General features: G+C 72.2%; 13 protein-coding genes and 1 pseudogene. 10 read left to right on the top strand and 4 right to left on the bottom strand.

Annotation, left to right across the window (positions count from 1 at the left end; all coding sequences use genetic code 11):
- Window positions 1–123: 123 nt before the first annotated feature.
- From BM076_RS03335 to BM076_RS03325, 3 genes and pseudogenes are all read left to right on the top strand, one after another.
- Window positions 124–1,233 carry a sugar ABC transporter substrate-binding protein gene (locus tag BM076_RS03335; protein WP_093711824.1) on the top strand — a complete coding sequence of 370 codons (1,110 nt, stop codon included), beginning with the start codon at window positions 124–126 and terminating at the stop codon, window positions 1,231–1,233.
- Between the two features lie 189 nt (window positions 1,234–1,422).
- Window positions 1,423–2,145 (top strand): polyamine aminopropyltransferase, encoded by a 723-nt coding sequence (locus BM076_RS03330; RefSeq protein ID WP_093711823.1) that lies wholly within the window; start codon window positions 1,423–1,425, stop codon window positions 2,143–2,145.
- A 172-nt stretch (window positions 2,146–2,317) separates the two neighbouring features.
- Window positions 2,318–2,761, top strand: a pseudogene (locus BM076_RS03325) (SRPBCC family protein); the annotation flags it as partial.
- Between the two features lie 121 nt (window positions 2,762–2,882).
- Here BM076_RS03325 and BM076_RS03320 read toward each other — a convergent pair.
- Both BM076_RS03320 and BM076_RS03315 read right to left on the bottom strand, forming a co-directional pair.
- Entirely contained in the window at window positions 2,883–3,338 is a 456-nt protein-coding gene (locus BM076_RS03320) for a hypothetical protein (RefSeq protein WP_093712206.1), read from the bottom strand.
- Window positions 3,339–3,380: 42 nt separating this feature from the next.
- On the bottom strand, window positions 3,381–3,956 hold the full coding sequence (locus BM076_RS03315) for a TetR/AcrR family transcriptional regulator (protein ID WP_177246307.1): 576 nt from the start codon (window positions 3,954–3,956) through the stop codon (window positions 3,381–3,383).
- Window positions 3,957–4,231: 275 nt separating this feature from the next.
- Here BM076_RS03315 and BM076_RS03310 point away from each other — a divergent pair, with 275 nt between their 5' ends.
- On the top strand, window positions 4,232–6,424 hold the full coding sequence (locus BM076_RS03310; protein ID WP_093711820.1) for an MMPL family transporter: 2,193 nt from the start codon (window positions 4,232–4,234) through the stop codon (window positions 6,422–6,424).
- Window positions 6,425–6,462: 38 nt separating this feature from the next.
- Here the strand turns inward: BM076_RS03310 and BM076_RS03305 are convergent, their stop codons facing one another.
- Window positions 6,463–7,029: a Uma2 family endonuclease gene (locus tag BM076_RS03305; RefSeq protein WP_093711819.1), complete on the bottom strand. Its 567-nt coding sequence runs from the start codon at window positions 7,027–7,029 to the stop codon at window positions 6,463–6,465.
- 228 nt (window positions 7,030–7,257) lie between these two features.
- On the opposite strand from BM076_RS03305, the gene BM076_RS36430 reads away from it, so the two are divergent.
- The 5 genes from BM076_RS36430 (at window position 7,258) to BM076_RS03280 (ending at window position 11,820) form a co-directional block, all read left to right on the top strand.
- Window positions 7,258–7,431, top strand: coding sequence for a hypothetical protein (locus BM076_RS36430; protein ID WP_177246306.1), 174 nt, complete (start codon window positions 7,258–7,260; stop codon window positions 7,429–7,431).
- Between the two features lie 155 nt (window positions 7,432–7,586).
- Entirely contained in the window at window positions 7,587–9,419 is a 1,833-nt protein-coding gene (locus BM076_RS03295; RefSeq protein ID WP_093711817.1) for a serine/threonine-protein kinase, read from the top strand.
- A gap of 34 nt (window positions 9,420–9,453) precedes the next feature.
- On the top strand, window positions 9,454–10,236 hold the full coding sequence (locus tag BM076_RS03290; RefSeq protein ID WP_093711816.1) for a hypothetical protein: 783 nt from the start codon (window positions 9,454–9,456) through the stop codon (window positions 10,234–10,236).
- Window positions 10,237–10,386: 150 nt separating this feature from the next.
- Complete coding sequence (locus tag BM076_RS03285; RefSeq protein WP_245795694.1) at window positions 10,387–11,067, top strand: peptidoglycan recognition protein family protein; 681 nt, start codon at window positions 10,387–10,389, stop codon at window positions 11,065–11,067.
- A 117-nt stretch (window positions 11,068–11,184) separates the two neighbouring features.
- Window positions 11,185–11,820, top strand: coding sequence for an RraA family protein (locus tag BM076_RS03280; RefSeq protein ID WP_093711815.1), 636 nt, complete (start codon window positions 11,185–11,187; stop codon window positions 11,818–11,820).
- Window positions 11,821–11,844: 24 nt separating this feature from the next.
- On the opposite strand, the gene BM076_RS03275 is transcribed toward BM076_RS03280, so the two are convergent.
- Window positions 11,845–12,879 carry an LLM class flavin-dependent oxidoreductase gene (locus BM076_RS03275; protein WP_093711814.1) on the bottom strand — a complete coding sequence of 345 codons (1,035 nt, stop codon included), beginning with the start codon at window positions 12,877–12,879 and terminating at the stop codon, window positions 11,845–11,847.
- A gap of 153 nt (window positions 12,880–13,032) precedes the next feature.
- Here BM076_RS03275 and BM076_RS03270 point away from each other — a divergent pair, with 153 nt between their 5' ends.
- Window positions 13,033–13,350 (top strand): SCO0607 family lipoprotein, encoded by a 318-nt coding sequence (locus BM076_RS03270; protein WP_093711813.1) that lies wholly within the window; start codon window positions 13,033–13,035, stop codon window positions 13,348–13,350.
- The last annotated feature ends 30 nt before the right edge of the window (window positions 13,351–13,380 follow it).

Below are 13,380 nucleotides of genomic sequence, written 5' to 3'. Positions count from 1 at the left end.
CATTGTGACAATGCACGGGTACATTGTCACAATGCAGGACGGTGGGCGGCCGTGCGGACGGGCCGCCCCCGTACCGCTGCCGTGCGGCCGACCGGGCCGCTCTCCATGCCGGGAGGCACCGCCATGACCGCGTTGACGCGTCGAATAGTGGTTTCCACCGCCCTGTTGTCGCTCGCGGCCGGACTGACCGCCGGCTGCGGCAAGACCGGTGACCACGACAAGGGTTCGGACGGCTCCGGCGGTTCCGGCGGCGGCAAGAGCAAGGTCATCGGCCTGCTGCTGCCGGAGAATGCGACGACCCGCTACGAGAAGTTCGACCGGCCGCGGATCACCGCCAAGGTCAAGGAGCTGTGTCCGGACTGCACGGTCGACTACGCCAACGCGGCGGGCCAGCCCGCCACCCAGGCGCAGCAGATCAGCAGCATGATCGCCAAGGGCGTCAAGGTGCTGATCCTCGACGCGGCCGACGCCAAGGCCGTCAAGACGTCGGTGGAGGCGGCCGTCGACAAGGGCATCAAGGTGGTGGCGTACGACCGGCTCGCGCAGGGCCCGGTGTCGGCGTACGTCTCGTACGACAACGAGAAGGTCGGCGAGTTGCAGGGGCAGGCGCTGCTCGACGCGATGGGCGCCAAGGCGGTGCCCTCCGCCAAGATCGTGATGATCGACGGCGACCCGGCCGACCCGAACGCGGCCGACTTCAAGAAGGGCGCCCACAAGATCCTGGACGGCAGGGTCACCGTCGCCTTCGAGCAGTCCGGCCTGTGGAAGGACACCGTCGCCAACCAGAAGATGACGGCGGCGATCACCCTGCTCGGCGCGCACAGCATCGCGGGCGTCTACTCCGCCAACGACTCGATGGCGGGCGGCATCGCGACCGCCCTCAAGGGCCAGAACATCAATCCGCCGCTGACCGGTCAGGACGCCGAACTCGCCGCGCTCCAGCGGATTCTGTCGGGTACTCAGTCGAGTACCGTGTACAAGCCCGCGTCCCCGGAGACGGATCCGGCCGCCGAGATCGCCGTCGCGCTGCTGAACGGCAAGCCCTTCACGGACGTCGCCACCACCACCGTCACGTCCAGTACGGGCCAGTCCGTGCCGGCCGAGCTGCTGCCCGCGGTGCCGGTCACCAAGGACACCATCAAGGACACGGTGATGAAGGATCAGGCGTACACCGTCGCCCAGTTGTGCACCGCGCAGTTCGCGGCGCTCTGCAAGCAGGCAGGCATCCAGTAGCCCGCGGGGAGGAGCCCGCAGGCCCGGGCCCGCGGGTCCGGCCGGTGCCGGGGCGGCCCGAACCGCCCCGGCGCCGTGCCGTCGCGCCCCTCCTGGAAACCGCTACGGTGTCCGGAATCCGTCGGTCGGCGGGGATCCGCCGGTCGTGGCGGTGCGGGAGCGGGACACAGCGGTGCGGAGGACGGGGCGATGAGCCGGCGTTTCGAGGAGATCGACTGGCAGCCGACGCCGATGGGCGAGATCAGCCTGCGGCGGCGCTGGGACCCGGCCGCCGGGGAGGACGTCCACGAGGTCAAGCTCGGCGACGAATTCCTGATGTCGAGCCTTTTCACGGCCGGGGAGATCGCCCTCGCCCGCCTCGGGCTCGCCGAACTCCCGCAGGACGGAGGGGACTTCGACGTCGTCGTGGGCGGCCTCGGCCTCGGCTACACCGCGCGGGCCGCGCTCGACGACCCGCGGGTGCGGTCCCTGGTCGTGGTCGACACGCTCGCCGAGGTCATCGGCTGGCACGAGCGGCATCTGGTGCCGCTGGGCGCGGAGCTGACCGGCGACCCGCGCTGCCGGCTCGCGCACGGCGACTTCTTCGCGCTGGCCGCGGGCGGGGACGGGCTCGACCCGGCGGAGCCGGGCCGCCGCTTCCACGCCGTCCTGCTGGACGTCGACCACTCGCCAGCGCACGTGCTCCACCCGCGGCACGCCGCCCTCTACCGGCCCGACGGCCTGCGCCGGCTGGCCGCGGCGCTGCACCCCGGCGGCGTCTTCGCGCTATGGTCCAACGAGCCGCCGGACGACGCCTTCACCGCCGCCCTGAGCGGCGTCTTCGTCCGGGCGCGGGCCGAGGTGGTGACGTTCGACAACCCGCTGCGGGGCGGTACGTCGACCAACACGGTGTACGTCGCGGCCGCCGCCTGACCGGCCGGGGACGGCGGGCGGGGTACGGCGCGGTGCGGCGCCTGGCGTGACGTACGGCGCGACGCGCGGGGCGGCGCGTGACGGGAAACCGCGCGGATCGCTGACACGGGCCCCGCCGGGCAGCACACTGGGGCCTCACATCACGGGGGTACCACTTCCCTAAGGAGACACCATGGCCGGTCAGTTCGAGGGCATCGCCGAGGTCGACCGCCCGATCGAGGAGGTCTTCGCCTTCCTCGCCGACGGCGAGAACGACCGCTCTTTCAGCCCGCGGGTCCAGGAGATCAGGAAGACCACGGAAGGCCCGACCGGCGTCGGCACCGTGTACGCGAGCACGGTCAAGGACGCCGGGATGACCACCAAGCGGGAGATCCGGATCAGCGCTTTCGAGGCGCCGACCACGATCCGCTGGACCGAGCTGTCCAAGAACCTCGTCACGTCCAAGGACGGCGGCTACGACCTGGAGGCGACGCCTTCCGGCGGCACCCGTGTCCGTATCTTCAACGTCCTGGAGGGCCACGGCCTCGGCAAACTCCTCGTCGGCTTCGGCCTGAGCGCCGCCCGCAAGGACGCGCCCGCCTTCGCGGCCCGCATCAAGGCCGCCATCGAAGCCGCGATCCCGGCCCCCGAGGCGGTTTCCGCGCCCGCGCCCGAGGCCGCCCCCGCTCCGGAGACGGCACCCGAGACGGCGCCCGAGCCCGAGCCCAAGGCGGCGCCCGAGTCCGAGTAGGGGGACGTCAGCCGCGGACGCCGCGCGCCAGCCAGGGGCTCAGCATGGTGCCGAGCACCAGCTCCTTGTACGTCTCGTCCCCGGGCAGCGGCACGATCAGCCAGTACCCGGGCGGGAAGAGCCTGCCCTTGACGTATGCCAGACCGCCGTGGACGGAGCGGAGGAAGGCCGGGACCGCGTCGCGCGGGACGTCGGCGAACTCCACCCCGTCCACGGTGATCCGCGCGTCGTCCTCCGGGTAGAGCTGGACGGTGACGGCGGGCGACCCGCCGAGTTCGGCGAACGCCTCGTGCGGCAGCGAGCCGTCGGGGTCGAGGACGGTGAAGGCGCCCGCGGACGTACGGCGGGAGGTCTGGTCCGCGCCGATGTCGTCGGTGACGGTCAGCTCCAGGCCGTAGGCGTCCGCGACCTCGCGGATCGCGGTGACGGCGGCTTCGGTCGTCGGCAGGTGCGGGTGGGCCATGCCCACGATCATGCCTGGTCGGACGCCAGGCCACCCCTCCGGCTACGCGCGCGGCACCCGCAGCAGCCGCAGCATCGTGGAGCGCAGCGCCTCGCGCAGGTCGTCGTCGGGGAGGTCGACGAGGTGGGGGAGGGCCTCGGGGAGGTAGAGGGCCGCGCTGTAGGCGATGCGTTCCGCCGGGGTCGGGGTGTCGCCGAAGAAGAGGACGAGGCCGCGGTCGTGCAGCGCGGACGCCTCGTCCTTGACCTTGTTGCGCCGCGCGTCCGGATCGGTGGACGCCATCACCGCGTAGTGCCGGTTCTGCACGAGGAATTCCGCGAAGCCGTCCACGACGTGCTCGATCCTGGCCCGCCGCGAGCGCATCGCGCCCGCCTCGTCGAGCAGCATCTCCATCCGGCGGACGCCCGGCTCCATCGCCGCGTGCAGGATGTCGCCCTTGGCCCGGAAGTGGTAGTAGACGGCGGCCTTCGTGAGGCCGAGTTCGTCGGCGATCATCTGGAGCGAGGTGGCGACGTAGCCGCGCTCGATGAACAGCCGCTGAGCGGTGTCCAGGATCTGCTGCCTGGTCTGCTCGGCCTGCGCCGCACGGGTGGTCATGCCCTTGGCAGGCGTCGGCATGGGATCTGCTCCTCCTTCATGGACCGCAGCCTTCGTGGACCGCCCCCGTGGACCTCCTGGACCGCACCGCAGCATACAAGGCGGCGGGTGGTCGAAAAGACCGGTTGCTCACCTTCTCCAGGCTAGTCATTCACCTGTCGATGTCCAGTCACTCACCTGCCAATGTCCGGTGACTCACCTTACGTTGGCTAGTGATTTGCTTGACCTGCGGCTAGTGAATGCCTAACGTCGGGCTCGGCGATCGTTACCCGTTCCGGCCGTGGAGAAATCAGCACATGTCACGCTATTTGTACCGACTTGCCCGGTTCGCCTTCCGGCGCCGGCGCCTGGTCCTGGTCCTGTGGCTCGCGGCGGCGGTCGCCGCCATCGCACTCGCCCAGATCAGCGGCGGCAAGACCAACGACAACTTCACGATTCCCGGCACCGAGGCGCAGAAGGCGTCCGACGTCCTGTCCGCCAAACTGCCTGCCTTCAGCGGCGGCCAGAGCACCATCGTCTTCGCCACCACCAAGGGCGGCGGCACCGCCAAGGTCACCGACCCGGCGAACAAGGCGGCCATCGAGTCGGCGATGACGAAGCTGAAGTCGATCCCGCAGGTCTCCAACGTCGTCGACCCGTTCCAGGGCAAGCTGATCGCCAAGGACCAGAGGATCGCGCTCGGCCAGGTGCAGTGGTCGGCCGCCGCGGCCGACGTCAAGGACTCCCACCTCGACGCGATGGACGACGCGATGAAGCCGGTACGGGCCGACGGCGTCCAGGTCGAGTACAACGGCAGCGTCTATCCCGGCTGGCGCGTGGAGATCTCCGAGATCCCCGAACTCATCGGCCTGGTCATCGCCTTCGGCGTCCTCATGGTCACCTTCGGGGCGTTCGCCGCGGCCGGCATGCCGATCCTCAGCGCGATCGTCGGCGTCATCACCACCCTCATGGGTGTCACCGCCGTCGCCTCCGTCATCAACGTCGCCTCGGCGTCCACCACCGTCGCGCTGATGCTCGGCCTGTCCTGCGGCATCGACTACGGCCTGTTCATCCTGTCCCGGCACCGCACCAATCTGCTCAACGGCATGACACCGGAGGAATCCGTGCCGCGCGCCATGGGCACCGCCGGCAGCTCCGTCGTCTTCGCCGCCCTCACCGTGATCATCGCGCTGTGCGGGCTGACCGTCGTCGGTATCCCCTTCCTGACCGTCATGGGCCTGTCCGCCGCCGCGTCGGTGGCCGTGGCGCTGCTCATCGCGCTGACCCTGCTGCCCGCCGTCCTCGGCTTCGCCGGGGAGAAGGTCGCCAAATTCACCCGGCTGCCGGGGCTCGGCGCCCGCGCCGAGAAGGTCGCCCGGCGCTCGGCCGCCGACCCCGACAGCCCGGCCGGCGCCCGCTGGGCCCGGTTCGTCGTACGGCACCGGATCCTGGTGCTGATCACCGGCGTCGTGCTGCTCGGCGCGCTCGCGATCCCCGCGCTCGACATCCAGGTCGGCCTGCCCAGCGCCGCCTCGCAGGCCAAGAGCACCACGCAGCGCAAGGCGTACGACCTCACCACCAAGGGCTTCGGCGCCGGCTTCAACGGCGCGCTGCTCGTCGTCGCCCAGAACGTCGACAGCCCCGACGACACCCAGCAGATCGCCGGCGCCCTCACCAAGGAGCCGGGCGTCGCCAGCGTGACGCCGCTGGCCGCCAAGAACGGTGTCTCGCTGACCCGTGTCATCCCCACCACCGGCCCCAACGACTCGGCCACCGCCGACCTCGTCCACAAGCTTCGCGACGACCGCTCCCGGATCGAGGGGCGGACCGGCACGGACATCCTCGTCGGCGGCACCACCGCGTCCAACATCGACGTCTCGTCCAAGCTCTCCAGCGCCCTGCCGGTCTTCCTGATCGTCGTCGTCGGCCTGGCCTTCGTCCTGCTGACCTTCGCCTTCCGCACCATCCTGGTGCCGATCAAGTCGATCCTCGGCTTCCTGCTCTCGATGGCCGCCGCCCTCGGCGCGCAGGTCGCGATCTTCCAGTGGGGCTGGGGCGAGCACGTCTTCGGCATCACACCGACCGAGACGATCAGCTTCCTGCCGATCATCATGCTGGCCATCATCTTCGGCCTGTCCAGCGACTACGAGGTCTTCGTCGTCTCCCGCATCAAGGAGGAGCACACCAAGAACGGCGACGCCCGCCGCGCCGTCCAGCGCGGCACCGGCCTGTCCGCCCGCGTCGTCACCGCCGCCGCCCTGATCATGTTCTTCATCTTCGTCGCCTTCATGTTCACCGACGACCCGACCATCAAGGCCATCGGCTTCAGCTTCGCCGTCGGCGTCTTCCTCGACGCCTTCGTCGTCCGCCTCACCCTCGTCCCCGCCGTGATGGCCATCGTCGGCTCCCGCATCTGGTACCACCCCCGCTGGTTCGAGAAGTACGTCCCGGACGCCGACATCGAGGGCGACCACCTCGAACGCGACCTCGCATCGGGCCGCCTGTCGTAGACACGAGGCTTCACAACCGGCGCTGTGCCGGGTGCGGTTCAGACCGCTCCGAGGTCGACGTCCACGGAGAAGGGGACCACGGCCTTCACAGCGCCGGTGAAGACCTCACCGTCGCGGTAGTGCCCGTTCGCCGGGTCGAGGACGTACGTGTAGACCAGCGGGACTCCCGTGGCGGCCTGCTCGACCCGCCAATAGAACGGGATACCGGCCTTGGCGTACTGATCGACCTTCACAATGCGGTCGGTGGTCTCCGAACCCGGCGAGACCACTTCGACCACGAGCAGCACATGCTCGGGCCGGGTGGGCGTGATGTCGATCGTGTCCGCCCGGTACACGACGACGTCGGGCCGGCGGTTGCTCAGCGGCACGTCCTGGAGCCGGACGTCGAAATCCGTGTCGGCGTTCCACTCCGCCCCCGCGGCGGTGTCCAGGGCATTCGCCAGAATCCTCGCCAGGCGGTTGTGCCGTTTGGATGCGCTGGGGCTCACGACGACCATCCCGTCCACGATCTCGATCCCCGCGCACTGCTCCTCGGTCCAGGAGTCGTACTGATCCGCGGTGATCGGGGCATGCATCCACGCGGGCGCGCCCATCTCGGCACTCATGGCGTACCTCCCTGCACCGGCTCGGCGGAGACGACGCTGTTCAGCGTACTGTTCCGGCCCGGCCCGCAGCCAGGCGGCGCGGTTCTCCGCGGCGCCCGCCGACCGGCGGATTACGGAGTTCTTACGGGGGTCCCGCCGGCCCGTTCCGCGGGAACAGGGGTTCCGTGGGGCGGGTTGGACGGGGTGACCGCGGTGGGCGCGGTGGACGGAGTGGAGAGAGGGGTGGGCATGGACGAGCAGGTGGCGCGGCAGGCCGAGGCCGAGGTGCGGCGGGCGCGGTTCGGGGTGCTGCCCGGGCGGGTGCGGGCCGAGGACATGGTGCAGGAGGTGCCGGCGAGCGCGCCGGATCCGGCGAAGGACACGTACAACGAGGACGAGTGGCTGGTGCGGAACGTGCTCTGACCGCGCCGGGGGCGTAGCCGTCGCGTACGTGACGAGTACGAGACCGATACGGGACGGACGCGGGACACGTGCCGGGGAACCCGGGCCGCAGTAGGGTGCGTCGACGCCGTTGAGCGCGCGCAGGCGCGACGGCTCGGCCGGGGGGACGGCACGCGATGAACGCACACGACAGCGCCGGCAGACCCGGCGGATCCGGCGGAGGGCCCGGCGGCGGACGGCCGTGGGCCGTGCCCGGCTACACCGACGAGCGGCAGCTCGGCGCGGGCGCGTCCGGGCGGGTGATGCTGGCCAGGCACGACGCCACGGGCACGGCGGTGGCCGTGAAGTACCTGGCCGAGCCGCTCGGCCGGGACGCCCGTTTCCGTACCGCCTTCCGCGGCGAGGCGGAGCTGCTCGGCGGCCTGCACTCGCCGTACATCGCCCGCTTCTACGAATACGTCGAGGACGGCCCGGACGCCGCCATCGTGATGGAGCTGGTCGACGGCATCGCGCTGCACACCCTGCTGCGGCAGGAGGGCGCGACCGACCCGGAGCCGGCGCTCGCCGTCCTCAAGGGCTCGCTGCTCGGCCTGGCCGCCGCGCACGCCGCGGGCGTGGTGCACCGCGACTACAAGCCCGCGAACGTCCTGGTCGACACGGCCGGGGTGTCCAAGCTGGTGGACTTCGGCGTCGCCGTGCGCAGCGGCGAGAGCGGCCCGGTGGCGGGCACGCCCTCGTACATGGCGCCCGAGCAGTGGGCGGGCGGGCCCGCGACCCCGGCGACCGATGTGTACGCGGCGACCGCGACCTTCTACGAGTGCCTGACCGGCAGCAAGCCGTACACGGGCACGACGATGTTCGAACTGGCCGTGCAGCACGCGGAAGCGCCCATCCCCGACGATCAAGTGCCGGAGCCCGTGCGCCTGTTGGTCAGTCGCGGCCTCGGCAAGACCCCGCGCGAACGCCCGCAGAGCGCCGCCGAGTTCGTCGCCGAACTCCAGGCCGTGGCCGACGCCGCGTACGGCCCGGCGTGGGAGGAGCGCGGGCAGCGCAAACTGGCCGCGCTCGTTGCCCTGTTGCCGCTGCTGCTGCCGTTCGGCGGCTCCTCCGGCTCCTCCGGCGCCTCCGGGACGACGGCGTTCGCGCACACGCGGCTGGGCGACGGCGCGGGCGCGCGCGGCGCCGCGGGCCGGCCGTCGGGCGGCGGGGCGGTGCCGGGCGAGCCGCTGGTCGCGCTGTCCCGGCACGGCGGTCACGCCCGGGCGCGGCGGCGGATACGGTTCGGGCGGCGGGCACGGCTGGTGGCCGGTACGACGGCGGCGCTGGTGATCTCCGCCGGCCTCGTCGTGACGGCCGTCGCCACGGGCGGCGGGCCCGCCGAGAACGTGGCCTCCACCGGGGCGACACCGTCCGCCCTGACCTCACTGGCCTCGGGCACGCCGGCGACGCCCTCGGCGACGGCCGCGTCCACGGATACGGCGACGGGTTCGCCGTCCGCCTCGGCCTCGGCGTCGGATTCGGCCTCCGCGTCGGCCTCTCCGTCGGGCACGGCGACGGTGACGACGACCGCGCCGCCGGCCGATCCGCCGACCACGGCCTCGCCCACGGACACGGACACCGCGACCTCCGCCGCCACACCCACGACGCCGCCGACCACGCCCCCGACCACCACGGCGGCACCCGTCCTGCACATCTCCCTGGTCACCATCGGCTCGCTGACCTGCGACGGGCCCTCCGCGGCGGCGGCATCGGTGACGGTACGCGGCGACGGCGCGGCCGACGGGACGCTGACGGTGAGCTGGTTCTACGCCGACGCCAAGGGGACGACCCGGGTGGTGGCCACGCAATCGGCGACCGTGCCGGCCGGGCAGTCCTCTTTCACGCAAGGCTTCAAGCAGGAGATGAGCGCCCGTTACCCGACGTGGGGCCTGACCGTCTCCACCGATCCGGCGGCGGGCAAGGGCCAGGGGTCGTCACAAACGCTGATGTCCTCCAGTTGCGCCGGTTGAACCCCGACTCCCGCTCTCCGTCCGGGAGGACGTCATGGCGAACGATCACGACCCGCGCCGCTTCTTCGGCGGCGAGCGGCCGGAGCCGCAGGACGGCACCTTCCGGCTGGGCGACCTCGGCTTCCGCGGCGGTCCGCGGGGCACGGCCGCCGAGGACGTACCCGACGACGATCCGATGCAGGCGACGGTGCTGGACCCGGCCTCGTGGTCGAGCGAGGTCCCGGTCCCGGCCGGCACGGTGACCGAGGCCGAGCCGGTGTCCGTACCGGCGCCGCCGCCCGCCTTCGTGAGCGGCCTGCGCCGCTTCGGCCCCGGCGTACCGGCCGCCGCTGCCGAGCCGGGACCCGACACCGGCCAGACCGCCGCCGTCTGGCACGGCACCGTCCCGCACGGCACCGCGCCGCCCGGTCCCGTACGGCGGCGCCGCGCCCTGGGCGGCTGGGCGCTGCCCGTGCTGGTGCTGCTCGGTGCGCTCGCGTTCCTGCTGTGGCAGCGGTGGCCGGGCCCGTCGGTACGGGTGGACGCCGTGTCGGTGCGGAGCGGCGCCGCCGTGCAGGGCTGCCACAGTACGGCGAAGGTGACCGGCACGCTGCGGACCGGCGGCGGCGCGGGCACGGTGCGCTACCGGTGGCGGCGCAGCGACGGCACCGTCTCCGACGAGCTGACGCAGCACGTCGGGAAGGGGCGCCGCAGCACCGAGGTGACGCTGCTGTGGGCCTTCGACGGGCGCGGCTCGTTCGCGGCGACGGCCACCCTCGAAGTGCTGGGCCCGCAGCGGCGGTCGGCGTCGGGAACCTTCACGTACCGCTGCGGGTGACGCATCCGAGCCCGTCCGCGTCAGCGGCTGGCAAAAAGTTTCACCGAGGCTCTGGTCAAAGGGAGGTTGCTGGCATTAAGTTCCAACGCCAGCTACTTGCACGGGAATTGACGCACTCCCCACACACCCCCCACGTCACGGGAGCACCCCTTGCACGCTTCTGAGCACTCCTCCCTGTCCCGCCGCCGCTTCCTCGCCTCCTCCGCCGCCGTGATCGGCGCGGGCGCGGGCGCGGTGATCATCGGCGCGGCCCCGGGCGCGCGGGCCGCGAGCCCGGCCGCCGTGCCCGAGCCGAACATCTTCAGCACCTCCGCGTGGAGCGCCCGCCCGCCGTCCTCGCCGGTCAGCCTGGCCGGCCGCAACCCGAACAAGATCGTCGTGCACCACACGGCGTTCCCGAACACCGCCGACACCGGGACGTCCGGCTCGTTCGCCATCGCGCACGAGATCCAGGACCTGCACATGGACACCAACGGCTGGATCGACACCGGCAACCACTTCACCATCAGCCGCACCGGCATCATCATGGAGGGCCGGCACCGCAGCCTGGAGCGGCTGCTCGCGGGCAGCGACATGGTGGTCGGCGCCCACACCGTCAACCAGAACACCCAGAGCATCGGCATCGAGAACAACGGCACGTACATCTCCGTCGCGCCGCCGGCGATCCTCTACGCCAGCCTGGTCAGCCTCTGCTCGTACGTCTGCTACCAGTACGGGATCGCCACCAGCCAGATCTACGGGCACCGGGACTTCAACGACACCGAGTGCCCCGGCGACAAGCTGTACGCGATGCTGCCGCAGCTGCGGAAGGACGTGGCCGCGCGGATGTGACGCGGGAGGCGGGACGTGCCGGGAGGGGCCAGGAGGGGCGCGGGGTGCGGGCCGGGAACGGCACGTAGGGTCGGAGGTCCGCCCCGCACCCCGGGGGCGCCCGACGCAAGGAGCACCATGCCGGATCCCACGGTCACCGCCGACGGCTTCGCCGACATCCCGCCCACCACCCTCGCCGACCTGCTCGGCCGCGAGCAGGTCATGGACATCGGCATCCGCCCGCTGTGGTCCGGCATGCCGCGCGTCGCGGGCCCGGCTTTCACCGTCCGCTGCGCCCCCGGCGACAATCTGATGCTGCACGCCGCCATCCACCGGGCCGAGCCCGGCGCGGTGGTCGTCGTCCAGTCCGGCGACCTCGATCACGCCCTCGCCGGCGGCAACGTCTGCGCCGTCGCCCAGCGCCGCGGCATCGCCGCCTTCGTCCTCGACGGCGTCGTCCGCGACCTCGCCGAGATCCGCGCGATGCGCTTCCCCGTCTTCGCCCGCGGCGTCCTCCCCATCCCCGGCACCAAGGCCGCAGTCCACCCCCTCAACACCCCCGTCACCTGCGGCGGCGCCACCGTCCACCCCGGCGACATCGTCGTCGCCGACGAGGAGGGCATCGTCGTCACCCCCGCCGCCCGCGCCCCCGAAACCCTCACCGCGGCCCGCGCCGTCCTCGCCAAGGAGGCCGCCCAGTCCCTCGACGACTGGCAGCTCGCCCACGCCACCCGCATCGCCGCCCTCCTCGCCGAGCAGGGCTACGGGGCCTGACCGGTCGCACCCGGCCCGACCGCGTCAGCCCGCCGGCCGCCAGCCCAGGGTCGGGCCGAGGTGGGTGGCCAGGTCGGTGAGGATCTGGACGTAGTCGGCGTGGTCGAAGGTGAAGGGGAGCGCGAAGGCGACCTCGTCGACCTCGCGGAAGGCGGCGTGCGCGTGGAGGCGGGCGGCCAGCTCGGGGGAGGGGCCGACGAGGTCGGGGGAGAACAGCATCCGGGCCGGGCCCTGGGGGGCGGTGGTACGGGGGAGGCGGGCGCGGGCGTACGCCTCGTACTTGGCGCGCTGCTCGGCGGTGGCGCTGTCGGTGGGGATGACGACCAGGCCCTGGGAGACGCGGGCGCGCCCGCCGTCGGGGTGGTGGGCGCGGAAGGTCCTGATGTGGGAGAGCTGGATCTCCGCGAAGTCCCGCGCGGCGCCCTCCGCCGGATCCTCGGCCTTGACGACGCTGCTGGTCAGGAAATTCATGCCGTTCTCGCCCGCCCACCGCGCCGAGCGCAGGCTCGCCCCGCCGTACCAGAGGCGTCCGCCGAGGCCCGGTGAGTGCGGCTGGACCCGGTCGGAGAAGACCTCGATGCCCTTGACGCCGCTGAAGTCGGTGGCCGGCTCCCCGCGGACGAGGTCCAGCAGCCGCCGCACCCGGGTGTGGCTGAAGTCCTCGGCCTCCGCGGTGTCCGGGTAGAGCGCGGGCGCGACCTGCTCGAAGTGCGTCGGCGGGCCGACGCTGACGCCCGGATTGAGCCGCCCGCCGGACAGGATGTCGACCGTCGCCAGGTCCTCCGCGAGCCGCAGCGGATTCTCCCAGCCCAGCGGGATCACGGCCGTGCCCAGCTCGATCCTGCTCGTGCGCTGGGTGGCCGCGGCCAGTACGGCGACCGGCGAGGAGATCCCGTACTGCAGGTGCCGGTGCCGCACCCACGCGCTGTCGAAGCCGAGCCGTTCGCCCAGCTCGATGATCTCCAGCGTCGACTCGTGCCCGCGCCGCGGATCGTCCCCGTCGAACAGCCCGATGGTCAGAAAGCCCAGTTTCCGCAACGGCTCGGATTCCACCGGCACAGCGCGCCTCCCACGTTCCCGTACGTCCGTCCCTACTCACCCGCGCCCGCCGCTCCCGCACCCCGTACCCAGCACGAACTGAGTACGCGCGCGGATGAGCCCGGCCCGTCCCGGCGGAAACACTGGCCCCACCCACGAGAGAGGCAGCCCGCCATGAACCGCAACCACTCCCGCCGGCCCCGGATTCCCGCCGCCGCGCGGCCCACCCTGCTCGCGCTCACGCTGGCGGGCGCCGCCCTCGTCGGCCTGACCTCGGCCTGCTCCTTCCAGGACGCCCAGTGCTCGGACGGCGAATACCCGGCCGCCTCGGTCGGCTCGTCCTCCGGCGGCGCCTGCTTCTCCGACGACGAGGAGCCCTCGAAGGGCTTCGTCCGCTACCCCAAGGGCAAGGTCCCGAAGCACGTGGACGACAAGTGGGACAAATACTGGCAGAAGCACACCCTGGACGCGAACGGCAACGAGACCTCCTGACCACACCCGTTCGGTCGGTCAGGAGGCCCC

The sequence above is a fragment of the Actinacidiphila alni genome, from assembly GCF_900112845.1.
Classification (GTDB): Bacteria; Actinomycetota; Actinomycetes; order Streptomycetales; family Streptomycetaceae; genus Actinacidiphila; species Actinacidiphila alni.
The sequence above is the reverse complement of the archived record's forward strand: the minus strand, read 5'-3'. Positions and strand labels throughout refer to the sequence as shown.

Coding starts and splice junctions, on each gene's coding strand:
- BM076_RS03290 (WP_093711816.1), top strand. CDS start 9,454: ATGGCGAACGATCACGACCCGCGCCGCTTCTTCGGCGGCGAGCGGCCG.
- BM076_RS03335 (WP_093711824.1), top strand. CDS start 124: ATGACCGCGTTGACGCGTCGAATAGTGGTTTCCACCGCCCTGTTGTCG.
- BM076_RS03315 (WP_177246307.1), bottom strand. CDS start 3,956: ATGCCGACGCCTGCCAAGGGCATGACCACCCGTGCGGCGCAGGCCGAG.
- BM076_RS03295 (WP_093711817.1), top strand. CDS start 7,587: ATGAACGCACACGACAGCGCCGGCAGACCCGGCGGATCCGGCGGAGGG.
- BM076_RS03270 (WP_093711813.1), top strand. CDS start 13,033: ATGAACCGCAACCACTCCCGCCGGCCCCGGATTCCCGCCGCCGCGCGG.
- BM076_RS03320 (WP_093712206.1), bottom strand. CDS start 3,338: ATGGCCCACCCGCACCTGCCGACGACCGAAGCCGCCGTCACCGCGATC.
- BM076_RS36430 (WP_177246306.1), top strand. CDS start 7,258: ATGGACGAGCAGGTGGCGCGGCAGGCCGAGGCCGAGGTGCGGCGGGCG.
- BM076_RS03305 (WP_093711819.1), bottom strand. CDS start 7,029: ATGAGTGCCGAGATGGGCGCGCCCGCGTGGATGCATGCCCCGATCACC.
- BM076_RS03330 (WP_093711823.1), top strand. CDS start 1,423: ATGAGCCGGCGTTTCGAGGAGATCGACTGGCAGCCGACGCCGATGGGC.
- BM076_RS03310 (WP_093711820.1), top strand. CDS start 4,232: ATGTCACGCTATTTGTACCGACTTGCCCGGTTCGCCTTCCGGCGCCGG.
- BM076_RS03280 (WP_093711815.1), top strand. CDS start 11,185: ATGCCGGATCCCACGGTCACCGCCGACGGCTTCGCCGACATCCCGCCC.